This window comes from Kitasatospora paranensis (assembly GCF_039544005.1).
Classification (GTDB): Bacteria; Actinomycetota; Actinomycetes; order Streptomycetales; family Streptomycetaceae; genus Kitasatospora; species Kitasatospora paranensis.
On the sequence record NZ_BAABKV010000001.1, the window covers coordinates 550,659 to 571,695 of the forward strand.

The following is a 21,037-nucleotide window of genomic DNA, read 5'->3' on the forward strand; positions in this document are numbered from 1 at the left end:
GCCTGCTGCCCGGTGTCCTCGGCCGCCAGCGGCGGGAGGTGACCAGGCCGCCGACCAACCGGTGGAAGGCCTGCAACTGCTCGGCGTCCTCGGGCTGTTTGTCCAGCAGCGCGGTGATCCCGGTCAGCTTCGCCTGTTCCGCCGGGGCGAAGGCGGGGGCGAGTGCGGTGGCGAGTTCGGCGGGAGTGGAGGCGGTGGACGGGCTGTCGGGGGCGTCCTCGGGGAAGAGCATCGAGGGCCAGAACACGCCGACCACGCCCGCCTTCCCGTGCCAGGACGGGACGAACGAGTCGATCTGGGCAGCGAGTTCCCCGAAGGTGTACGCGTAGAGGGCGCGGGCGCCGGTGTCCGAGCTGTTCCAGCCGTGGCAGAAGACGAACAGCTCCCGCACACCACTGCCGGGCAGTGCGGCCACCAGGCCGTCGTCGTCCAGCAGCCGCCCGTCCCTGTCGAACCGGACCTCCCAGTACGGGAGTCCGCCGATCGGTGCAGCCATGGTCGAGCCATCTCCTCGGTTCTAGACGTTGGACATCACGCGCATCAGGTCGAGCAGGCCGTGGCCCTCCAGGTACCGGTCGCGGCCGAGCGAGGTCGCACTGGCACAGAACAGGTCCTTGACCTCGCGCGGGCGGCCGATGAACTCCGGCCGGACGGAGAGGAAGGCGGCAACGGCGCCGGAGACGTGCGGGGCCGCCATCGAGGTGCCGCTCTGCTCGGTGTAGACCGCAACGGCCGCCGGGTCTGCACCCGGCGGGAGCAGCGTGGTCGGGTCGCCGCGCAGGCTGCCGGTGGCACAGGAGGTGATCCGCTCGCCCGGGGCCAGCAGGTCCGGCTTCAGCCGGCCGTCCAGGGTCGGTCCCTTCGAGGAGTTGTAGGTGACACCGAACTCGTGCGGGCGATCGCGGTGGGTGGAGCCGACGGTGATCGCGCCATCGGCGTTCCCCGGGTCGGTGATGGAGGCCGGCACCCCCGGGTGTCGGTGCCGCCCTCGCCCGGCAGCCGGGTGCCGAACCCGCCGTTGCCCGCGCTCACCACGACCACGACTCCGCTGGCCGCGAGCAGGTCGACCTCCCGGCAGACCGGGCTCTGACCGCAGGCGTACTCGGCGGCGTCCCAGGGACAGCCGAGGCTCAGGTTGACGCCGTGCACCACCAGCATCCGGCCGCCGGTGTTCACCTTCTCCCGCAGGTAGTACAGCGCCTCGATCACCGCGCTGGACGATGTGACCAGGAAGTCGCCGCGCGGGGCGAGCACCTTCAGGCTGACCAACTGGGCCCGGGAGGCGATGCCCTGCAGTGAACCGCCCTCCGCGAGCTCGCGGGACTCCCGGACGGGTAAGCCGCCGATCAGCTTCAGGCGAGTGATCAGCGGAGTGCTGTCCGGTGGCAGGCCGCCGGCGATGATCCCCGCCACATGCGTGCCGTGGCCGACGGGGTCGGTGAGCGGCTGCTCCGCCGGATCGGCCGGGCCGTCCGGGCCGTCCGGCACCAGACCGGTGAAGTCCCGGTGGAGTGCGGCGACCGGGCCCTGCAGGGTGCCGGCGGCGAAATGCGGATGGCTTTCGTCGATACCGCTGTCCATGACCGCCCACACCACACCCAGACCGGAAGCGCCGTAGCAGCGGGTGACGGCATCGGCCTTGATGGTGGAGATCGAACGGTCGATGTGCGCCTCCATCGTGTAGTCCGGCCACACCCGGAACACGGTCGGCCGGGCGGCGGACTCCTGGTCCCGCTGCAGCAGCAGCTCGATCTCCTCGGGGCTGAGCAGGCAGCGCAGATAGGACGCGGCAACCCGGATCGGCTCCGGCCCGCCCGGGAAGACTCGCGCGTACAGGCCGAGGAACTCGCTCCGGGTGCGCTCGGTGTCCGCGTCCCGGGCGAGGTCCACCTCGACCAGCACCGGGCTGCGATTCTCCTCGTCGATCGGCACCACGCTCCTGCGCCGCTCGACAGAGCCCGGTTCGAGCGCCGGACCGATCCGGCTCCGCACCACCCCGTACGGCGGAACCGGATCAGGCCCCGACGCGGCACTCATCCCGGGCACCTCCCGTGACGGCGTACGACACCCCTCAATCCACCATGCGCCCACCGCCCCCGCCTGTCACCCGCACCCGCCCACCACGCCACTGCCCGACAGCAGCGAGCCCTGGGCCGCTGCCGCGCGAACCGGACACCTGGGCGGCCGGCACCATCGACGCCCCCGGCCGCCCCGGCGTGTGCGCCGGCGTCAGCTGGAGGTGGCGGTGGGGGCGACCCCGAGTACGCTGCCCAGCCGGGCCACGACGGCCGAGTAGTCGGTGTCCCCCTTGGCGAGTACGGCCTTGGCCTGGGCGACCTGGGCGGCGTCGTTGGCGGTCGCACCGGCAACGCAGCCGGTCGCACCCTGCCGCAGGTTCGTCAGCGCCGAGGACCACAAGGCCTGGGACTGCGCGTCGGGGATGGGGTCGAAGCCCTTGATGATGTTGAGATCATGGTCGAGGTCGCTGCACGCCGACTGGACCGCCGAGAAGTCGGCAGGGGCGGCCGGGTCGATGGCCACACTGCGCCGGAAGTCGCCGAGGTCGTGGTCGAGAGCGTGCATCCCCTGCTTGTGGCGACTGTCCTGGAACCATGCGACGAGCTTGACCTGGGCATCCCCGGAAAGCGTCGATGCATTGACAGCGGAGGGCGGGCTTGAGACCGACGGCGCGGTAGCGGCCGAGGTCGGACTGCCGGAAGACGAGCCGCCACTGCACGCGGCAAGCGGGACCACAGAGACGGCAACGATCAGACCGAGCAAGAACTGACGCATAGAGACCCCCTAGAAACGAAGATCCGGATATTACCGCGCCCATCTGACAGCAGCCGATGAACAGCCTTCTCGCCCGGCGACTGGCCGTCATGTCTTGACAGAAAAGCTGTCCGCGAGAGTTCGGCGTTCGTGGCCGGATGTGCATGGCCGGGCGTGTGTGGCCCCACTGACGTGGCAGCAGTTCCTGGCGGCAGCAGGAGTGCTGATGGGCGCGCGCCTCGCGCCGAAGGCGCGGGAACCGACCTCCTGCGCCGGGCACGGACTGGCGGGCCATCACGCCGTGCGACTGCTCCGCATGCCTCGGGTGACGGATGTGGCCGGTGCCACCACGACAGGCGACGGAAGCGGGAACTCCGCCCAATTCGGTGACGGATCGTCACATGACGATCGCTTCGAGTGGAGCTCGCGGGCGACTTCGCCGGGGCATTGGTGTGATCGGGGGCGCATTGGCGGCCCTTTTGATCACGAAAATCGCCGCAAAAGCTGGCATTCCCGGCTCCACTTTGTGATCTTTACCGCCGGTAACACCCACCTGACCTGCCCTGTCAGGGAATTACTTGATGACAGACCGCAACCACCCGTAGCTTCTTGGGCGGTGCAACGAGCACCACCCGGGTTCCCCCGATGCACGGCCCGCCGGCTGACCCCCGGTGCGAGGGGCCGTGCCCGCCGACCGGCCGAGCTCCGAACGGGCCGGCGGTGAGCGGGGAGACCGGGGCGGCACGGCACGTCGGACACGTGCCGGCCGCCCATCGAGTGAGGTGAGCGAAACGTGGGCCCCACCGGGGCCTGGTTCCGCATGCCTGCCCGGGGCTTGTCGAGAGGATGTACATGACTTCCGGTCACGAGACCACTGCTGCCGCCATCTCCGCCAAGGCCACCACCAAGCGCAACCGGGTCCGCGTGGCCATCGTGGCCGGCGCCACCGTCGCCGCGCTGCCGGTGGCCGGACTCGTCTCGACCCCCTCGGCCTCGGCCGCCTCCGCCTCGACCTGGGACGCCGTCGCCCGGTGCGAGAGCGGTGGCAACTGGTCGATCAACACCGGCAACGGCTTCTACGGTGGCCTGCAGTTCACCGCCGGCACCTGGCGGGCGTACGGCGGCACCGCCTACGCACAGCAGGCGAACCGCGCCAGCAGGGCGCAGCAGATCGCCGTCGCCGAGAAGGTGCTCGCCTCGCAGGGCCCCGGTGCCTGGCCGGTCTGCTCCAGGAAGGCCGGTCTGACCAGGGGCGGCGCGCCGGCCCAGGTCGACACCGCCACGAAGCCCAAGCTGCCCCGCACGTCCGGGTCCGCCCGGAAGCCCGCCCCCGCCCCGATGACCGACCGGAGCTCCACCGACGCCACGCGATCGGCGCGGACGCCGACCCCGTCGTCCCCGGTCAACTCCCCGAGGAACGGCGCCCCCACCGGCACCTACACCGTCAAGAGCGGCGACACCCTGAGCGAGATCGCGGTCAAGTTCGGCACCGACGTGCGGAGCCTGTACGCGAGGAACATCCGGACCGTCGGCGGCAACCCGGACCTGATCTTCCCGGACCAGGTGCTGGACCTCTGAGCCCTGGTCGGACCACGGCCGGCCGCCCTCCCGGGGCGGCCGGCCCCGGCGCGTGGACCGCGGTGTGCGGATCCGCATCAGCCCCGACGCTACCCCTCATCGGGCAGGCTCTGGCCCTGTGTCATCACAGCACCTCCCGCCCTGACCGGCCGGGGACACGTGCGACAGCGGGCCTCACCCGATGGCGGCCTTGTAGCCGGCGGCGTCGAGGAGCTTGTCGATCTCGGACTCGGCCGACGGCTTGAGCTTGAAGATCCAGGCCTCGTAGGGCTCCTCGTTGATGAGCTCCGGAGTGTCGGCCAACTCCTCGTTCACGGCGATCACCTTGCCGCCGACCGGCGCGTAGATGTCCGACGCCGCCTTGACCGACTCGACGACGCCTGCGGGCTCACCCGCTTCGAAGACCTTCCCGACCTCCACCAGCTCCACGAACACGATGTCGCCGAGGGCCCGCTGGGCATGGTCACTGAGCCCGATCGTCACCGAGCCGTCCGACTCCAGACGCGCCCACTCGTGCGACTCCGCGAACCGCAGATCAGCCGGGATGTTCGACACACGCACTCCCATGAGGTCGTCGTTGATCGGCGCGCCCATCATCCCCCACACCTGCGCAGGAGCAGCTGAAGCTCACTCGCGTTTCTGACGGCGCGTCCGGCCGGTGTGGTCTTGGACGTTCCCTGAGCCTGATTGTCCGTCACCTTCGGGCAGGTCGTCCTGCCCGAAGGTGTGGCAGTCCGCAGCAGGCCGCTGCGCCCCGCCGACTCGCTGACCCACCCGGTCCCCGGGTGTGATCGGACGAACGTCGGCGGAGGCGCTCACCGGGACTTCCCGTGCGGTGCCTACTCGGACCCGGCGGCGGCCTCTGCGACCATTCCCGGTGCGGGCGTCCCGGCGGTCTCCCCTCCACCTCCTGCGCGGCTCCCTCCCCGAGCGCCGCCTCGATCGCGGCCGCCTCCATGGCGTAGGCGAACGCCTCGGCCTGCGCGGGCGAGACGTAGTGCGTGTCGACGCGGATCTCGAAGCGCAGCCCGCCCTCCGGGGTGTCGTCGACGTGGACGAAGAACCGCTCCCGCTGGGCCTCCTCCCGGGCGAACCAGTGGAAGACGGTGTCCCGGCTGGCCGCCCGCAGCTCCCCGGCCAGCTCCTGCGGGTCCATCTCCCGGCCGGTTTCCGCCGGCAGGGCGTAGGTGCTGCGGTTGTTGAAGTACGTCCTGATGTTCGCGTCCTCGCCGCGCTCGATCGAGACCCGCTCGACCAGCTCGTCCAGCGCCTCGGGGTCGAAGTAGGCGTGCCGGTAGGCGGTCGTGCTGCCCCGCCCGGCCCGCTCGACGGCCTCCGCCGCGCTCGCCCCCGCGACGTCGACGGCGCACACGCCCGCCTGTGCGACCATGCAGACCACGTCGGCGAACACCGCCCGGAAGCGGTTGTTGACCACCGGCCGCACCACCACAGGGCTGATGCCGGTGGCCCGGTACAGCCCGACCGCGAACAGGCCCAGCAGGATCCCCGGCACCGCGGTACCCGTCCGCGCGGCGATCGCCGGCAGCGCCGCCGTCAGCGCCGCCGAGTGGAACTGCGCACCCCAGTGCCGTGGCTCGCGCGGATCGGTGGGGCCCGGCAATTGCTGCGCGGGCATCGACCGCAGTACGCCCTCGAAGTGCCGCAGCGCCCGCTCGCTCTGCCGCCGTCCCTCGGCGGACCGCTGCCAGCGCGCCTGCTCCAGCTGCTGCATGCCACCGACCGGCTCGGTGTTCCGGGCCCGCACCTGGCCGAGCATGATCGCGCCGCCGAGGCCGTCGGTGACCAGGTGGTGCATGACGGTGACCCGCTGGACCGGACGGCCGTGCTGACGTACGGCCGCCATCCGCACCGGCCACTGCCCGGCGAAGTCGAACGGCTCGCTGCAGTAACGCTCCTCGACCGCGGCGGCGACCTCCAGCGGGTCGGCGTCCGCCGGCGCGTCGTACACCTCCAGCGTGACCTGCCCGGCAGAGAAGAGCTGCTGGAGCGCCCGGCCTCCCGGGGCGAAGCGCAGCCGGGTGCGCATCGAGGGGAAACGCTCCATCAGGTAGCGCAGTTCTGCGGCGAGGTCGTCCAGCGTCGTGCCGGGCTCCACCGGGGACCGGCCACCGATCGGCAGCTGGTTGCGCTGCCGGCCCATCGCCTGCCAGATCTCCCACATCCCCCAGGACATCTCCTCCAGGCCCTCGCCCTCGCCGGCGAAGTCGACCGCCACGCGCTCGGCGGCGGCAGGCACAACGGGCCCCGCCGACCCGGCGGCCCCGCCCACCTCGGCGGCGTCCGCCGCCTCCCCTCGGTCCGCATCTCACACCCTCGCCGTCTGCGCCCGGTGGCGCTGCCGCATCAGGAACGTCCGCACTCGCAAGTCGGCCCCACCGTGCCGGTCGGCCCCGTGATCAGGTGCGCTTCCGAGATCACGCGCACGCTGCGCAGCATCGGCGCCGCGGCGGGTGTGCAGCGCTGACAGCGCGCGCAGCACGTCCTTCACGATCCGCCCCCGACCTCCGCCGCCACCACAGTGCAGTCGTGCACGTCGGGGCAGGCGGCGAGGACGCGCTCCTCGGACATGGCCACGTACAGCCACCGTCACCGCCCAGGGTCGACGGCGTCCACCGCCCGGTCGACACGGCAGTATTACCCATCTCCCTCGCGGTACACCAGATCGCCGATGGGGCACTCCTGACGCCCGAGGAGACCGCAGACCCCGACCGCCCCCGAACACGCACCTCAGCCCGCGAACACCGCGCAGTCGAGCAAGATCGCTCCCCCGGGATTCGGGATTTCCTGTACGGCCGGGGTGCCGAGCAGGGTGGAGGCGGAGGTGGCGACTCGGGTCGCCCGGACGCCGCGGAGGGTCATGCGGGTGTGTTCGGCCTCGGTGACCATGCCCTTGGGTTCCAGGTGCGTCCGGAGCCGATCGGCGACCTGTTGAGTGGACCGCCTTGAGTGGAACGTCGCCCTCGTCGCTGCTCTGTCGGTTCTTGTTGCCGGACTTTCGGCGGTCGCCCGGCGAGGTCCGGCTCAGCCCGTCATGGCTCGGCCTACCGGCAGCTGCCCTTGATCCGGTTGGTATCGCCACCACGTCTGCAGCTCGATCATCGCGCCCGCGTCGCGCAGAGGGCCGACCCACGTGGCCGTCACGTCATCCCCGACCCCCTCGGCGAGGCGGACCGGCAGCGCCTGGGTCACGATCTGCTTGGCCCGCCAGAGACCGATGCCCATGCCCATGAGTTCCCGGAGCGCCTTCGCCACTTCGAGGGGCCGCGGGCCCACGTCGAGGAGCACGATGTCCTGGGGGATGTGGTCGCAGATCAGCACGAATCGGTCAGTCACCATGCTCCTCGATACAGGTTGGCAGCCGGCTCCAGTGAGGGCTCGCGTCACTCCTCCGGTGGTGTCCACATCACCCTGACCCGGTCGGCGGCGATGTCGAATCCGAGCAGCGGCTGCGGGCCGCCGCCTTCGGGGAAGAGCGGCACCGACTTGCCCAGGCGGCGCCCTATCGCGCTCAGGAGCCCGCACAGGACGTCCAGTCGCGCCTGTCCCTGAAGTTCCCGGAGGTCGACATCGAAGTCGATCTGCTCGCCCCCGAGGAACCGGAAGATCGCGCAGACCTCGGGATCAGGCCACGCCTTCAGGCTCGGGCACTCCGCGTCCGCCGGGCGGGACAGCACGGCCTGGGCGCGGGGCAGTGGCAGCACTGCGTCGCCCTCGGCGTACTCGAAGGCCCAGCCCCGTTCCTCGATCAGGTCGAGCACGGCCTGCCAGTCGGCCTCCGTCGTGTCCTCAACGAACACATCGGGCAGGCAGCCCCCATCCGTGGGATCGAGCAGCGAGGCGACCTGGTCGTCCCACAGCAGATCAGCCATGCCGCCATCCTGCCCGCCGGGCCCTGCCAAGCCGACCGATTTTCCTGGAGGAGCCCGATCAGCGACCTTGCCTGCGGGGCGTCCGTCGCGCTCAGGATGCGAAGGCGTGTCGGAGGAGCTCGCGCGACACGGCCGGCACGGCGGCGGTACGCGGTTCGAGGATGTCCGGAGAGGCAGGCCGTGGCAGCCGCGTCCGGGCCGTCCCGACGGGCGTCCCGCTTCAGGTGTGAGGCCCGCCGAACTTCCGCTCCGCGACCCCGAACGAGAGGACCTCCTGCACGGGTTCATCGGACCGCTCGAGAACCGGCCGCCGGACAACGCGATCTCGGTGGGCGCTCCGGCGATGGGGCGTACACCGCCGACACCGCGTCGACGTGGCTCTCCGGGGGCCGGGTGCCGCGCGCGGGTGGCGTTTCGGCCGCTCGGTGCGGGTGGCCTCATCCGGCTGCGGAGTCCCGCCTGCTGATCGCCTGGCGCAGGGCGAGCGGCAGCGGGCCGCAGAGGAGGGTGAGCTGCCTGATCCGGTCGCGGTGCTCGCGTCGTCGGCGGTGACTCAGCAGCAGTCGCAGCTGCGCTGCGGCGGCGAGCGCCACCAGGGCGGCGGCGCGAGGTTCCACCCGGCCGAGCGGGGTGCGCAGCGCAGCGTCGAAGGTGGCGACCAGTGCCCTGCGCGGGCGTGGGTCGCGCAGCTCGATCCTGGTGGCGGGGAAGAGTCCGAGGATCCGGTGCTGCTCGGTGCGGAGCAGGCCGGCCGCGGCGAGCTGCGCGGTGACCGTACGGACGGTGTGGCGGCGCCGGGCGACGATGGTCCGCCACGCGGTCGGCCTCCGCTCGGCGACCTCCGCCAGCAGTTCGCCGAGCAGCGGGTCGAGACCGGCCGGGGCCTTCGCGGCGATCGCCGCCTTGCCGTCGGCGTCCCGCAGCAGGCCGCGATGCAGGAGTTCGGTCAGGGCCGCCGCGCGGAGCAGCATCTCCAGGTTGCGCGTCCCGGTGAGCCGGCCGCGTTCCGGGTCGTAGGCGAGCAGGTAGAGCATGCCGGGCAGGGAGCCTGGCTGTGCTGGCATGGGGTCAACCTTCCGGATCCGGGGAACGGTCGGGGTCCTCGCCACTGGTCGGGCGGCCCCGCCTGGGCAGCCGGCCCACTCCGCCGGGCATCCGGCCGCTGTCGGTCAGCGCACGGCGGAGCAGGAACTCGATCTGCGCGTTGGTGCTGCGCAGTTCGTCGGAGGCCCAGCGGGCCAGCGCGTCGTGGACGGCCGGGTCGAGCCGGAGCAGGATCTTCTTTCGCTCCGTCGCCACTGGTCGCTCCTCACTACTGGTACAGGGAACCGGTGTTGACCACCGGCTGGGTGCCACGGTCGCCGCAGAGCACGACCAGGAGATTGCTCACCATGGCTGCCTTGCGCTCCTCGTCCAGCTCTACCACGTCGCGTTCGGCGAGCCGGTCGAGGGCCAGTTCCACCATGCCGACCGCGCCTTCGACGATCAGCCGACGCGCGGCCACCACGGCGCCGGCCTGCTGGCGCTGCAGCATCACCTGGGCCACCTCGGGGGCGTAGGCGAGCCGGGTGATCCGCGATTCCACCACCCGCACGCCGGCCGAGGCGACCCTGCTGGCGATCTCCTCGTCCAGCTTCCGGGTGATCTCGTCGGCGCTGTCGCGGAGCGACAACTGGCCCGGCTGGTGGGCGTCGTAGGGGTAGCTGTTGGCGATGTGGCGGACGGCGGTCTCGGTCTGGATGGCGACGAACTCCACGAAGTCGTCCACCTCGAAGACGGCCTTGGCGGTGTCCTCGACCTGCCAGACCACGACGGCGGCCATCTCGATCGGGTTGCCGTCGGCGTCGTTGACCTTGGCGGTCTCGGTCTCGTGGTTGCGTATCCGGGTGGAGATCCGACGGCGTGAGGTGAAGGGGTTGACGAAGGTCAGGCCGTCGGCGCGGATGGTGCCGCGGTAGCTGCCGAGCAGCTGGACCACGCGGGCCTGGCCGGGGGCGACCACGGTGAGGCCGCGCATCAGGATCAGGGACGCGATCAGGGTCAGCGGGCCGACGACGAGCAGGGTGACGCCGGCCGGCGAGCCGCCGTTCGCCTGCTGGACGGCACCGACGGCGATCATCCCCGGCCCGACGAGGAGGAGCAGCAGCAGGCAGAGCGCCAGCACGGGCAGTCCTGCACGGCCGGTGATCACGCGCTCGGTCACCTTGGGGGCCGGCATGGCGGCGTTGTCGTACTCCTGAGCGGCCATCAGGCCGTCTCCTCTCTCCTCCGTTGCCCGCTAGCGCGGGCTTAGCAAAGTGATATCACTTTTATGGCGAGGAGAGAAGGCCCGGGCCCCGCACCGACTCGACAGGGGGCAGCAGCGCTGCATCGGCCCGAGCGCGCGGCCGGGCGGCTCATCCGTCGAGCGCCGCCAGCAGCCCGTGCTGCACGGGCAGCGGCAGAGCCGGGTTGGCGGCTGCCGCGTGGGCGAGTTCCTCGTCGTCCAGGAGTTCGGCGAGTCGCCGCGCAGGCAGGCGCGGGTGCCGGGCGGCATCGGCCCGTACGTCCGGGTCGGGGTCCGCGGAGAGCCGGTCCACCGTGCCCGGAGGTGTCCGGGGGTCGAGGAGGGCGAGCCGCCGGATCACCGGGTCCGGGGCGTCGGCGTAGCCGGCCAGCCCCGCGGTGGGGAAGTTCGGACGGGTCGTCAGCGCCCACCGGTCGCGGCCCGTGTACTCCAGCAGGCAGCGCAGCAGCAGCGTCGCCGGGGCGTGCGGGTGGTTCTGGGCGAGCAGGACCCGCACGCCCGGATCGGGATCGCACGACAGCCGGGCCACGAGGTCCGGCGGCAGGCCCGGGTCGTACGCGGCCCGGCGGCGCAGCAGGGCGTGGCCGCTCAGGGAATGGCGGCGGGAGCGGGCAGGATCGAACATCCGGGCGGGGACGTCGGAGCGGCCGAAGGAGCCGTCCGGGTCGACCTGGTAGTCGATCGCGCCGCGTTCGTCCTCGGTGAGCGCCGGGTGCAGCGAGATCCGGGTGCGCACGGCCGGGTCGGGGTCGTCGGCGAGGGCCTGCCGCTGCGTCGCCGTCAGTTCCGGTCGGCCCGCCACCGTCTCGCGCACGCGGGGGTCGGGATCGCGGACCAGAAGCGCCAGGACGTCGAGCGGGAGGCTCGGATTGCCGGCGATCATCGCCCGGTCCTCCCTCCCCGCCGGGGCCGCCATCACCCGTTCCACCACCCGGCGGGAGAGCGCGCCGTGCATCAGCAGGTGGGTCCGCGCGTGGCAGGGCCGGTCCGGCAGCGCGCGCTCGACAAGGTCGGGGTCGAGGTCTCTCTCCTTGAGCAGGACGTGCTCGCGCACCCCTTCGTCCGGGTCGGCGCGCAGGGCCGACCGTTCCTGCGCGGTCAGCTCCGACCACCAACTGCAGGCGTACTCCCGGACCTTCGACTCCGGGTGCGAGGGGAACGTCCGCCGCGCCGAGCCCGGGACCTGTCGGTGGAGCATGCCGAGGAGTTCAGGATCGTAGGTCTTGAGCATCCGGACGACCGTGTGCTCCGGGAGCTCGCTGCGCCCGTGCGCGTGGCCCGGTCCCTGGGCGAGCCAGGCACGGACCAGCCAGTGCTCGTCGTCCACCAGCTCCGCGCGCCGGGCGGGGTCGACGTGCGGGTTGGCGGCGAAGAAGCTCCGGGTGCGGTGGTCGGGGTGGAGGAGGACGGCGTCCACCACCTCCGGTGGCAGGTCCCGGTCCCGGCAGAGGATCATCCGCACGGCGGCCGAGTCGCAGGCGAGGAGCCGGAGCAGCACGTCCGTGCCCGCGCTGGGGTTGAGTGCCAGCCCGGCGAGCCGACGGGCCGGAAGATCGGCCGCCTGCCAGATCTCGTCAGCCGTGCGTGGACGATGGCTCATGATCGACGACTCCCCTGATCGAGCGAAGCGCCGATTCTAGTGCCGCGCAAGCCGCGGGCCGGCGGGGGCGGCAGCCTGGGCAGCAGCGGCGGCGGCCGGGCCTCGGGAGGCTCGCCGAAGGATCGCTCGCCGCCCGTGCCCGCGTGGGGCTCTCGGAGGTCCCGCAGCCACCTGGTGATGGTCAGGGATTGTCGGTGATACTCGGTGGCACTCGGAGATGCTCGGTGGCACTCGGTGACGGGACCGTGGCCCCGACAGCGTCCGGAGGAGCACCCGCCCGCGGTGTGAGATGCCCGTGGGCCACCCGAACACTAGACTGGATCGGACCTTCCGACCCCTCGGGGAGGCTGTCATGCCCGCCGTGACCGTTGACAATGTGCTGGATCTTCCGCGTATCGCCGAGCCCGATCCGCAGGTCGCCGCGCAGCGGACGGTCACGACGGTGACGTCGGCGCCCAGCGGCTTCGAGGGCGAGGGCTTCCCGGTGTACCGGGCCTTCGCCGGCGTTCCGACACAGGCGCTGGACCCGTTCGTCCACATGGACCAGATGGGCCAGGTCGACTACGCACCGGGCGAGCCCAAGGGGACGCCGTGGCACCCGCACCGGGGTTCGAAACCGTCACCTACATGATCGACGGCCTCTTCCAGCACCAGGACTCGCACGGGGGCGGCGGTCTGATCACCGACGGCGCCACCCAGTGGATGACCGCGGGCAGCGGCATCCTGCACATCGAGACGCCGCCCGAGGCGCTGGTCGTCTCCGGCGGCCTGTTCCACGGCGTCCAGCTGTGGGTCAACCTGCCCAAGGCCAGCAAGTGGAACCCGCCCAAGTACCAGAGCATCGAAGGCCACGAGGTCACGCTGCTGTCCTCCGTCGACGGCGGCGCGCTGGTGCGGGTGATCGCCGGAAACCTCGACGGACATCCCGGCCCCGGCTCGACGTTCACCCCGATCACCCTGGCCCACGCCACCATCGCCCCGGGTGCCCGCCTCGTCCTGCCGTGGCGCCCCGACTTCAACGCCTTGGTCTACGCGCTGGCGGGGCACGGTTCGGTGGGCGCCGAGGGTCGGCCCCTTGCCGCTCACCAGCTCGCGGTCCTCGGCGCGGGCGATGCCCTGACCGTCACCGCGAGCAGCCGACCCGACGGTGGCACGGCCGAGCTGGACGTGCTGATCCTGGGCGGCGAGCCGATCCGGGAGCCGGTCTTCCACTACGGGCCGTTCGTGATGAACACCAAGGCCGAGGTCATCCAGGCCATGGAGGACTACGAGGCCGGCCGGCTCGGGGTGATTCCGGAGGACGCGATCATGCCGCACACCGCGCGGGGAGTGGAGCGTCGCCCGGAGAGGTGACAGCAGGCGCGCCAGCACGGGGGTCTCGTCCTCATCCTGGCCTGCCGCACCGTCAGGAGTACGGGCCGGGAGGCCACGGCCCGGTCCCGGGGTGGTCCCCTCCCCTACCGACGGCGCCTCACCTCCGCGCGGTCGAGCCCCGCAGCAACGCCGCGCCTCCGGCGCACGGCTGTGATGGCGCATGCGCCGGGGGCGCGCGGAGATCCGAACGCGCGGACTCGCGCGAACACATCCCGGAAATGGTTCGGATGCCAAGCAACGATGAGAGCTCCATCGGACACCGGAGGTAACCATGTCCATGCTGCTCATCACCGGGACCTACCAGATCCTCGGCGACAGCCCCGACGGCGACACCGTCCACTTCGTGCCGAACGACCCGGCCTTCTGGTGCGACCTTCCCGGCAGGCACAAGGTCAAGCGGGACGAGCACGGCGGCGTCCCGATCCGGCTGGACGGGATCGACGCCACCGAGACCCACTACCCCGGCGTCGGCCCGAGCTCCGTGCACCAGCCCCTGGGGCTCGGCGCCCACGCCGCCCGGAACGAGCTGCTGAACTGGCTGGGCTTCACCGGTCTACCCCACCTTCTACGACAACCTCCCCGACGCCCTGCGGACGGACATGACCGCCACCGCGCAACAGGCACGGACGGCCAAGACCCCCAACAGCGTCTGGCTGAACGACGTGACCACCACCGGCGCGAAGATCGAGAACCTCGACTCGATCACCGAGGACCTGGTCATCCTGCCCAAACTCTTCCGCCGCCTCGCGGACTACGTCAGGGTCTTCGGCCCGGACCTGATCGGCCTGCCCGCCTTCCTGGCCGGCGGTGGGGACGAGTTCTGGTTCACCGACGACCCCAGGAGGAAGCACGTCATCGGCCTGCAGCACGTGGTCGAGGTCACCAACGGCAGCACGCTGCGCATGACCCGCCCCATCGAGGACCTCGTCTTCTTCGAGAAGTAGTACGGGGCACCTGCCGCTCGGTGGAGGCCTGCACCCCGGCCATGATGGCCGTCCCGGCAAGGGGGCGGCTTCCACGTCCCGGGTCGGGGACGGCATCAGATCCGCGGTCAGGTCGGGGCGGTGGCCCTCAGGTGTCGAGGACGTCGGCGCCGCACGGCACACTTGTCCCCATGACGCCCGACACACTCAAAGCCGTCTGCCTCGGACTGAACGGCACGGTCGAGACCTTCCCCTTCAACCCGGAGACCTCCGTCTTCAAGGTCGGGGGAAGGTGTTCGCGATCAGCGCCCTGGACGCCGACCCGCTGAGTGTGAGCCTGAAGTGCGAACCCGAACTCGCCGTGCGGCTGCGCGCGGCCCACCCGGCAATCACCCCCGGCTGGCACCTGAACAAGCGTCACTGGAACACGGTGGCCCTCGACGGATCGTTGCCCGACACCCTGGTCCGCGAAATGATCGAGGACTCCTACGACCTGATCGTCGCCAAGCTCCCCCGCCTCCAGCGACTCCAACTGGACTGGCCCGGGACGCCCAGGGCGCCCGGGACCGACGAGCGCTGAGGCCGCCGACTCGGCCCGTCCCGGCGGCACCTCCGAACGGCACTCCTGGCGCCCAACATCTCCGGGCCGACCGCGAAAGCGGAGATGCCGGCCTCGCTCGGAAAGCCCGACGTCGTCGGGTGCTCGCGGTGGGCAACGGGTACTGGCGGAGATTCAGGAGTGGAGCCAGCTCCCGCGGGGCGGGACGTCCGTCGCACGGGACTGCGCGAGTTGGGCGACCTGGCGGGCGGACAGCGGCTGGGCCCAGGTCTCGACGTCGGCGACCGAACCGTTCCAGGCATCGACCCAGTGCGACTTGTAGCGGGCCCGACCGATCTGGAGCGGACCGCTGGACGGCAGGATGCCGGGCACCGGGACGGTTTCGGCAAGGGCTCCGTCGACGTACAGCGATATGCTCTTCGCCCTGGCGTCGTAGACACCGGTCAGCGTCGTCCAGCGGCCGAGGGCGGCCGGTCCGGAGGAGAGCGCCATGACGCTCTTGCCGGTCTCGGCGGCCGACTGCACCTTGAACACCCACCGGTTGTGGTTGGCGGCTGAGGAGTCGTCGCGGCCGAGGTAGAGCGAGAAGAAGGCGTCGCCGCCCTGGGAGACCGCCGCCTTGGGATCGGTCGCGGCGCTGTTGCTCACCACGGCGGAGACGGTGAAGCTCGCCGAGGTGTCGATGCCGCCCGAGTCGGTCGCGGCCCAGCCGTCGCCGTTGCCGGGCAGCGTCAGCGCCGGCCCGCTGTGCCCGGCGACCGTGCCGGGCCGGGCGGCCGGGCCGAGCCGCACGCCGGGGACCTCGACGGGCGCCGCGCCGGAGGCCGTGGCCGAGGGCGCGGGCGTGCCGGACACCGATCCGCTCGGCGCGGAGGCCTGGGGCGAGGCGTCGGCCGCTCCCGATGCTGCGGGCGAACCGGGCGCGGCTCCGGCACCGGCGGAGGTGGCGGCGGCGGAGGAGGTGGCGGCGAGTTGCTGACCGGCCGTCGGGTGCGACGTGTCCGCTCCCTGGACCGCGACCGCGGCACCGACGATGCCTATCAGGGCGACCGCACCGGCCCCGCCGACGATCACCCGGATCCGCTGCTTTCGCCGGCGGACGTCCCGTTCGTTCGCCTCGGCCATCGCCGCCCAGTCCGGACCGCCCCCGGCCGCTCCGGGCGGGAATCCCTGACTGCTCCAGCCGCCACTCACGGTGTCCCTCTCCCCCGTCGCCCATCGACGACCGCACACTCTAGCGACCCGGGCTGCGGTGTTCGGTGAAGGCCCCGCAGATCACCGGCCCCGCCCGGCCGGTGGGAGGCGGGGACGGCGCCCGCAAGGCCGACCGGCGGCGACGGTGAAAATCGCTGTCCGATGACCGGAGCACGGTGGTAGACATCCGGCGTGGAAAAGAATCTCGAGTTCCCCGAGCTGCTGCGACTGATCGACGAACGGTCGACGGCCTTCCGCGCCACGGTCGCCGCCGCGCCCAGTCTCGATGCACAGGTGCCGTCCTGCCCCGGGTGGACGCTGTTCGATCTGGTGAAGCACCTGGGTGGAGGAGACCGTTTCTGGGCCGCCATCGTCGGCGCGGGGCCTGCCGACGGTCCCCCGGCCGAGGCCGCCGCTGCGCGCGCCGCTCTGGAGGTGCCGCGGGAGCGCGAGGCCCTGGTGGCCTGGCTGGCCGCATCGACGCAGCTTCTGCTGAGCGCCCTGCGCGAGGCGGGACCGGATGCCGGCTGCTGGACGTGGTGGAACGCCCTGCAGACGCCGCGGACCTCTGGCGGTGTCGCCCGGCACCGGGTCCAGGAGACCACGGTGCACACCTACGACGCCCAACTCGCTTCGGGCACCTCGCAGCCGCTGCCGGCCGAGGTGGCACTCGACGGTGTGGAGGAGTTCCTGTTCACCGTCTGCGCAACGCCGATCGCCTGGCCGCACAAGCCCACGGCCTTCGACTTCCACTCCGCCGAGGGCCGCTCCTGGCGCCTCACGGTCGACGGCGACGGCGCACGCACCACCCGCATCCCCGCGCCCACGGCCGCAACCGCCGAGGGCTCGGACGCAGCCGGAGCCGCCGTCCATGGCACGGCCGGTGAGTTGGTCCTCTACCTGTACGACCGTATCCAGGCCGCCTCGATGCACGTCGACGGAGACGCAGGCCTGCTCGACCTGCTCCGCGCCTGGGAGCCGGAGGCATAGGACATCGCGGGAGCGGGGGCGGGCGCACCTCGGGCCGGTAGGGCTCGGCTCTTCGCCAGGTGCCGGTCACGGCACCGGCCTCGGGGCCGTCTTCGGTTTGTCACCGAGCCGGCGGTTATGCGTCCGGGCCGTCCTGGCCGCGCTCCTGGTCGCACGAACCCGCCAGATGATCAATCGTCAGGTAGGCCGCAGGTAGCTGCTCTCCGCCCCCACCCGCTCAGTGGCGACCGCCGCTCTCGCGGTCGGTGTTCCCAAGGCCATGTCCACTGCGGGGAATCCAAGTGGGCATGTCAGGGCCGACCGGGTCGGCGCAGCAGAACTCGTCGTCGGACACCGCATCCGTGCAACCGGCCCCGTGGAGGTGGCGTCACTCCGTGCGTCCGCACGATCGACGTCACTGAAGGACGCTCACATGACCGGTACAGCCGCCCGCCACCTCTATCTCGCTCGGCACGGCGAGGCATCGCCGGACGAGAGCGAACTGACGGATGCGGGCCGCCGCCAGGCCGCCCTGCTGGGGGAACGCCTGCGCGGGATCCCGCTGGCGGTGATTCACCACGGGCCTCTCGCCCGGGCCGAACAGACCGCCCGGCTGGTCGGTGAGCAGCTCGACGGTGTCCCCTGCCGCCGCTCCGAAACGGCCGGCGACTACGTCCCCTACCTGCCGACACGCGAGGAGCTTCCGCCGGAGGCGGCCGACACCTGGCTCACGTTCCTGGGCCAGTTCACCGATGAGGAACGCGAGCAGGGCCCCGGGCTCGCGGCGGCGGCGCTCGCGGACTTCACCGGACCTGTGGTCGCCGACGAGCCGCGCCACGAGCTTCTCGTCACCCACAACTTCCTCATCGGCTGGCTCGTCCGGGCCGCGCTCTCCGCGCCCGCGTGGCGGTGGCTGGGCATCAACCACGCCAACGCGGCCCTGACCGTCATCCGCTACACCCCCGACCGTCCGCCGGCCGTTCTCCTCTTCAACGACACCGGCCACCTCCCCGCCGAGATCCGCTGGACCGGCTTCCCGCGGGAGCTCCACGTCTGAGGCCCGGGCGCGGGGTCGCTGTCCACCCGTCGCGGCGCAGCCGCCCGGACAACCGGCTCGGGGCACCGGCCTGTCCGCGGACACCGCTCGGCGACCCACAGCCAACGTGGCATCAGCAACCGTGCCCGCCCGTAGGATCGCCGCACGGAACGACGGTGCGGCGGGGGTGGCGGCAACGTGCGTGGCGGAGTTGCTGGCGGTCGGTGTGCCGAAGGCGGCACAGCTGTGGGCGCCCATCGGGTCGGTGGTCCTCGTGCCCGACCAGGACCGCCGACCCCGGCCGTCGACCTGCTCGGCGATGATGCGTGACAAGCGACAAGCCGGTCCAGGACCGGCTTGTCCACACTCCGATCACGTGAACGCTTGGGCGGCGGACTCTGCGGTCAGCTGGAAATCGACGAAGAAGGTGCCGGGGTTGCCGGGCACGACCCGGCAACTGAAGCGGCACCCAAGCAACGAAGCGACCTCGGTCTTGAGGTTCTGCGAGAGAACGGCGGCCGAGCTCACGTATCTGGTCGTCGGGTCGTCGACGGCGTGGGCGTCGACGAGCGCTCCACGGATCCCGGTCACCACGTATTCGACTCGCCGACCACCGCTGAGGTCGGGCTCTTCGCCGTCGTGGTCGCAGCTCCCTACGTGGGCGAGCACGTCTCCCAGGACGGTCTTGGGCTGATCGGTCATGACTGCACACGCTACTTGGTCTTCCCTCACGGCCGCACACAGCCTGCGGTCCCGGTCGGTTCCGTCCTCGGGCCGAAGACGCCGCGGTAGGCAAATCAAACAGCCCGCTGGAGCCCCACCAGCGGACTCGCTTCGCCCCGCACAGCGCCATCTCGAGTGGCAAACCCGCAACTTCGAACAGCAGCCAACAGGCGGTTCCGGGCCGGCCCCCATCGACCGAGCGGCGAACGCCGCCGCTCGGTCGGGGCGACCGGGGCCGGGGGTCAGAGGGAATCCACCAGGCCTCCGTCGACGACGAAGTCGGCGCCCGTGATGTTCGCGCCGCCTGGCCCGGCCAGGAACAGCACGAGATCCGCGACCTCCGACGGACGGGTGAAGCGGCCGGTCGCCGACTGGGCCGCCGCCGCGCGGGCCACGTCGCCGGGGTCGATGCCCCGGGACTGCCCGACCGTGGCGGCGACGCCGTCCGCGCCCTGCCACAGCGCCGTCTCCACCGGGCCGGGACCGATCGTGTTCACCCGCACACCGCGCGGCCCGACCTCCTTGGACAGGGCCTTGCAGAAATTGGTGAGCGCGGCCTTGGCGGCGCCGTAGTCGATGACCAGCGGGTCCGGCAGGCGGGCGTTGACCGAGGAGACGGTGACGATCCGTCCATTGCCGGAGGCGAGCAGGTGCGGCAGTGCGGCCCGGGTGGCGCGGACGGCGGCCATGAGATTGACGGTCAGGGCCCACTCCCAGTCCTCGTCCGTCACGCTCAGGAAGCCGTCCACCCGGGGCCGGACCGCCCCGACGTTGTTCACCAGCACGTCGACTCCGCCGTGGCGCCCGACGGCCTCGGTGACCAGGGCGGCCGGACCGCCGGGCGTGGCCAGGTCGACCTCCACGACGGTGAGGTCCGCGCCCCGCTCCAGGTGCGCGTCGAGGGCCTCGGTGCGTCGGCGCGATCCCGCGACGACGTGGCATCCAGCCGCAAGGAACGCCTCGGTGATCGCGAGCCCGATGCCGCGCCCGGCCCCGGTGACGACGACGGTCTGTCCGGCCAGGCCCTGATCGACGCCCCCGGCTCCGGCCCGTGGCGCCGCGGGAGGGGTCATCGCCGGGCCTCCGGAGTCCGCTTCCGCAGCCGGCCGGGGCCCGTGGGCGACGGCCCGCGCCGGCATCCGTCGAGGGCCGACGGGTGTCCGCGATGGGGGAAGGCGATGAGGTTGGCCAGGGTCGTGCAGGGCCGGTACTGCGCGAGGGTGGCGGGGATGACGGTCTGCGGCAGGACCTGGTCCTTGCTGCCCGGGGCGGGCAGCGGCAGGCCGCGTCCGATGGTCCCGCTGCCGGCCTTCGCCGACGGGCGGGGTTCGACGTCGGGGAACGGCGTGGTCACGGATGGCACCTCTCTGTGCGGGTGCGCACGGGCCTCCTGACCCGGCAGAACCATCAGAGCGGAAGCACCGTGGCCTCGCACCAGGGAACACGCCCGGAGAGTCCGGCACGGCGCCACGGGCCGGGGCACGATCCGGCGTGCGCTGCATGGCCCCGTCGAGGCCGCGATCGGGTTGCGTCCGTGGGCGACGATGGAATGAGCCCATGACTGTCCACGGGGTGACGAGCCGACTGCCGGAGATCTCGGCTGTCCGAAGGCGAGCTCAAGCCTTGGCCGTGCTGGACCTGATCGTGTGCGACGAGCCGTCCCTGCGTTTTTCTCGTTCGATCCGGCCTGGTCGGAGACGGAGATGCCGGCTTCCATGGCCGACGGCTCAGGGAACGACCACTCGGCGGTGTTCTCGCCGGCCGGCGCATTTGCCCGGGTCTTCGACCACGAATCTCCGATGACCCCTCGGGCCGAAGATCCGCTCAGGCTGTGGCCGGGGCTGGTGAATTCGGTACCCGAGGCGTTCCGCCCGCTCCTGACCGAGCGGGCATTCTGCGAAAGTGACGGCACGCTGAGGGCAACGGTGTGCTTCTGGCGCGAGACCTCGGACATCGGTCGGCGGAGCGTGGCTGTGGACCTTCGGGATGAGGACAACGGGGACGTCGACCACAAGCCGCTCACCCGGGCCGCCGTCGCCCTGCTGAACCCTGATCGGCGCTCTGACGACGTGCACGGCGGTGTCGCGCGGATCGGATACGGATGCGGCTGACCCGACCCGCGGCTGCGGTCC

General features: G+C 71.9%; 21 protein-coding genes and 2 pseudogenes. 7 read left to right on the plus strand and 16 right to left on the minus strand.

Going from position 1 to position 21,037, the window contains the following annotated elements:
- Positions 1 to 517 precede the first annotated feature (517 nt).
- From ABEB13_RS02810 to ABEB13_RS02820, 3 genes are all read right to left on the minus strand, one after another.
- Entirely contained in the window at positions 518 to 925 is a 408-nt protein-coding gene (locus ABEB13_RS02810; RefSeq protein ID WP_345709517.1) for a S8 family serine peptidase, read from the minus strand.
- Positions 835 to 2,037 carry a S8 family serine peptidase gene (locus tag ABEB13_RS02815; RefSeq protein WP_345704107.1) on the minus strand — a complete coding sequence of 401 codons (1,203 nt, stop codon included), beginning with the start codon at positions 2,035 to 2,037 and terminating at the stop codon, positions 835 to 837. Before ABEB13_RS02815 ends, ABEB13_RS02810 begins: the two co-directional genes overlap by 91 nt.
- A gap of 192 nt (positions 2,038 to 2,229) precedes the next feature.
- The gene (locus tag ABEB13_RS02820) at positions 2,230 to 2,583 is read right to left on the minus strand and encodes a hypothetical protein (protein ID WP_345704108.1); all 354 of its coding nucleotides are present in this window, start codon (positions 2,581 to 2,583) and stop codon (positions 2,230 to 2,232) included.
- Between the two features lie 1,041 nt (positions 2,584 to 3,624).
- Between ABEB13_RS02820 and ABEB13_RS02825 the strand changes: the two genes are divergently transcribed.
- Positions 3,625 to 4,350, plus strand: a complete 726-nt coding sequence (locus tag ABEB13_RS02825; protein WP_345704109.1) for a transglycosylase family protein — start codon at positions 3,625 to 3,627, stop codon at positions 4,348 to 4,350.
- 174 nt (positions 4,351 to 4,524) lie between these two features.
- Here ABEB13_RS02825 and gcvH read toward each other — a convergent pair whose 3' ends face one another.
- The 9 genes from gcvH to ABEB13_RS02870 form a co-directional block, all read right to left on the minus strand.
- A complete protein-coding gene (gene gcvH, locus ABEB13_RS02830; RefSeq protein WP_425559857.1) occupies positions 4,525 to 4,947 on the minus strand; it encodes a glycine cleavage system protein GcvH in 423 nt (140 codons plus the stop codon).
- A 97-nt stretch (positions 4,948 to 5,044) separates the two neighbouring features.
- A complete protein-coding gene (locus ABEB13_RS02835; protein ID WP_345704110.1) occupies positions 5,045 to 6,607 on the minus strand; it encodes a condensation domain-containing protein in 1,563 nt (520 codons plus the stop codon).
- A 491-nt stretch (positions 6,608 to 7,098) separates the two neighbouring features.
- Positions 7,099 to 7,257, minus strand: coding sequence for a hypothetical protein (locus ABEB13_RS02840; RefSeq protein WP_345704111.1), 159 nt, complete (start codon positions 7,255 to 7,257; stop codon positions 7,099 to 7,101).
- A 135-nt stretch (positions 7,258 to 7,392) separates the two neighbouring features.
- Positions 7,393 to 7,689 (minus strand): ribosomal protein L7/L12, encoded by a 297-nt coding sequence (locus tag ABEB13_RS02845; protein WP_345704112.1) that lies wholly within the window; start codon positions 7,687 to 7,689, stop codon positions 7,393 to 7,395.
- A gap of 62 nt (positions 7,690 to 7,751) precedes the next feature.
- Entirely contained in the window at positions 7,752 to 8,240 is a 489-nt protein-coding gene (locus ABEB13_RS02850; protein ID WP_345704113.1) for a hypothetical protein, read from the minus strand.
- Between the two features lie 437 nt (positions 8,241 to 8,677).
- The gene (locus tag ABEB13_RS02855; RefSeq protein WP_345704114.1) at positions 8,678 to 9,304 is read right to left on the minus strand and encodes a GOLPH3/VPS74 family protein; all 627 of its coding nucleotides are present in this window, start codon (positions 9,302 to 9,304) and stop codon (positions 8,678 to 8,680) included.
- Between the two features lie 4 nt (positions 9,305 to 9,308).
- Positions 9,309 to 9,539 (minus strand): type II toxin-antitoxin system antitoxin, encoded by a 231-nt coding sequence (locus ABEB13_RS02860; RefSeq protein ID WP_345704115.1) that lies wholly within the window; start codon positions 9,537 to 9,539, stop codon positions 9,309 to 9,311.
- 13 nt (positions 9,540 to 9,552) lie between these two features.
- Complete coding sequence (locus ABEB13_RS02865) at positions 9,553 to 10,488, minus strand: SPFH domain-containing protein (RefSeq protein WP_380230944.1); 936 nt, start codon at positions 10,486 to 10,488, stop codon at positions 9,553 to 9,555.
- A 148-nt stretch (positions 10,489 to 10,636) separates the two neighbouring features.
- On the minus strand, positions 10,637 to 12,127 hold the full coding sequence (locus ABEB13_RS02870) for a hypothetical protein (protein WP_345704116.1): 1,491 nt from the start codon (positions 12,125 to 12,127) through the stop codon (positions 10,637 to 10,639).
- A gap of 352 nt (positions 12,128 to 12,479) precedes the next feature.
- Here ABEB13_RS02870 and ABEB13_RS02875 point away from each other — a divergent pair.
- From ABEB13_RS02875 to ABEB13_RS02885, 3 genes and pseudogenes are all read left to right on the plus strand, one after another.
- Positions 12,480 to 13,480: pseudogene (locus tag ABEB13_RS02875) on the plus strand (pirin family protein).
- A 620-nt stretch (positions 13,481 to 14,100) separates the two neighbouring features.
- Positions 14,101 to 14,445: a hypothetical protein gene (locus ABEB13_RS02880; RefSeq protein WP_345704117.1), complete on the plus strand. Its 345-nt coding sequence runs from the start codon at positions 14,101 to 14,103 to the stop codon at positions 14,443 to 14,445.
- Between the two features lie 170 nt (positions 14,446 to 14,615).
- Positions 14,616 to 15,004 (plus strand): annotated as a pseudogene (locus tag ABEB13_RS02885) (MmcQ/YjbR family DNA-binding protein).
- Positions 15,005 to 15,157: 153 nt separating this feature from the next.
- Here ABEB13_RS02885 and ABEB13_RS02890 read toward each other — a convergent pair.
- Positions 15,158 to 16,177, minus strand: a complete 1,020-nt coding sequence (locus ABEB13_RS02890) for a LamG domain-containing protein (protein ID WP_345704118.1) — start codon at positions 16,175 to 16,177, stop codon at positions 15,158 to 15,160.
- 192 nt (positions 16,178 to 16,369) lie between these two features.
- On the opposite strand from ABEB13_RS02890, the gene ABEB13_RS02895 reads away from it, so the two are divergent.
- Positions 16,370 to 17,167, plus strand: a complete 798-nt coding sequence (locus ABEB13_RS02895; protein ID WP_345704119.1) for a maleylpyruvate isomerase family mycothiol-dependent enzyme — start codon at positions 16,370 to 16,372, stop codon at positions 17,165 to 17,167.
- 412 nt (positions 17,168 to 17,579) lie between these two features.
- Positions 17,580 to 18,203: a histidine phosphatase family protein gene (locus tag ABEB13_RS02900; RefSeq protein ID WP_345704120.1), complete on the plus strand. Its 624-nt coding sequence runs from the start codon at positions 17,580 to 17,582 to the stop codon at positions 18,201 to 18,203.
- Between the two features lie 351 nt (positions 18,204 to 18,554).
- Here ABEB13_RS02900 and ABEB13_RS02905 read toward each other — a convergent pair whose 3' ends face one another.
- The 3 genes from ABEB13_RS02905 to ABEB13_RS02915 form a co-directional block, all read right to left on the minus strand.
- Positions 18,555 to 18,884 carry a hypothetical protein gene (locus ABEB13_RS02905; protein WP_345704121.1) on the minus strand — a complete coding sequence of 110 codons (330 nt, stop codon included), beginning with the start codon at positions 18,882 to 18,884 and terminating at the stop codon, positions 18,555 to 18,557.
- Between the two features lie 263 nt (positions 18,885 to 19,147).
- A complete protein-coding gene (locus ABEB13_RS02910) occupies positions 19,148 to 19,978 on the minus strand; it encodes an SDR family NAD(P)-dependent oxidoreductase (RefSeq protein ID WP_345704122.1) in 831 nt (276 codons plus the stop codon).
- Positions 19,975 to 20,259 (minus strand): hypothetical protein, encoded by a 285-nt coding sequence (locus tag ABEB13_RS02915; protein WP_345704123.1) that lies wholly within the window; start codon positions 20,257 to 20,259, stop codon positions 19,975 to 19,977. The genes ABEB13_RS02910 and ABEB13_RS02915 overlap by 4 nt, the downstream gene beginning before the upstream one ends.
- A gap of 361 nt (positions 20,260 to 20,620) precedes the next feature.
- Between ABEB13_RS02915 and ABEB13_RS02920 the strand changes: the two genes are divergently transcribed.
- A complete protein-coding gene (locus ABEB13_RS02920; protein WP_345704124.1) occupies positions 20,621 to 21,016 on the plus strand; it encodes a hypothetical protein in 396 nt (131 codons plus the stop codon).
- Positions 21,017 to 21,037: the final 21 nt, after the last annotated feature.

Bases quoted from the DNA above. Each gene is read 5' to 3' on its own strand.
- ABEB13_RS02820 (WP_345704108.1), bottom strand. From the start codon at position 2,583: ATGCACGCTCTCGACCACGACCTCGGCGACTTCCGGCGCAGTGTGGCC.
- ABEB13_RS02815 (WP_345704107.1), bottom strand. From the start codon at position 2,037: ATGAGTGCCGCGTCGGGGCCTGATCCGGTTCCGCCGTACGGGGTGGTG.
- ABEB13_RS02920 (WP_345704124.1), top strand. From the start codon at position 20,621: ATGGCCGACGGCTCAGGGAACGACCACTCGGCGGTGTTCTCGCCGGCC.
- ABEB13_RS02865 (WP_380230944.1), bottom strand. From the start codon at position 10,488: ATGGCCGCTCAGGAGTACGACAACGCCGCCATGCCGGCCCCCAAGGTG.
- ABEB13_RS02900 (WP_345704120.1), top strand. From the start codon at position 17,580: ATGACCGGTACAGCCGCCCGCCACCTCTATCTCGCTCGGCACGGCGAG.
- gcvH (WP_425559857.1), bottom strand. From the start codon at position 4,947: ATGATGGGCGCGCCGATCAACGACGACCTCATGGGAGTGCGTGTGTCG.
- ABEB13_RS02850 (WP_345704113.1), bottom strand. From the start codon at position 8,240: ATGGCTGATCTGCTGTGGGACGACCAGGTCGCCTCGCTGCTCGATCCC.
- ABEB13_RS02870 (WP_345704116.1), bottom strand. From the start codon at position 12,127: ATGAGCCATCGTCCACGCACGGCTGACGAGATCTGGCAGGCGGCCGAT.
- ABEB13_RS02910 (WP_345704122.1), bottom strand. From the start codon at position 19,978: ATGACCCCTCCCGCGGCGCCACGGGCCGGAGCCGGGGGCGTCGATCAG.
- ABEB13_RS02840 (WP_345704111.1), bottom strand. From the start codon at position 7,257: ATGGTCACCGAGGCCGAACACACCCGCATGACCCTCCGCGGCGTCCGG.
- ABEB13_RS02905 (WP_345704121.1), bottom strand. From the start codon at position 18,884: ATGACCGATCAGCCCAAGACCGTCCTGGGAGACGTGCTCGCCCACGTA.
- ABEB13_RS02855 (WP_345704114.1), bottom strand. From the start codon at position 9,304: ATGCCAGCACAGCCAGGCTCCCTGCCCGGCATGCTCTACCTGCTCGCC.
- ABEB13_RS02825 (WP_345704109.1), top strand. From the start codon at position 3,625: ATGACTTCCGGTCACGAGACCACTGCTGCCGCCATCTCCGCCAAGGCC.
- ABEB13_RS02880 (WP_345704117.1), top strand. From the start codon at position 14,101: ATGACCGCCACCGCGCAACAGGCACGGACGGCCAAGACCCCCAACAGC.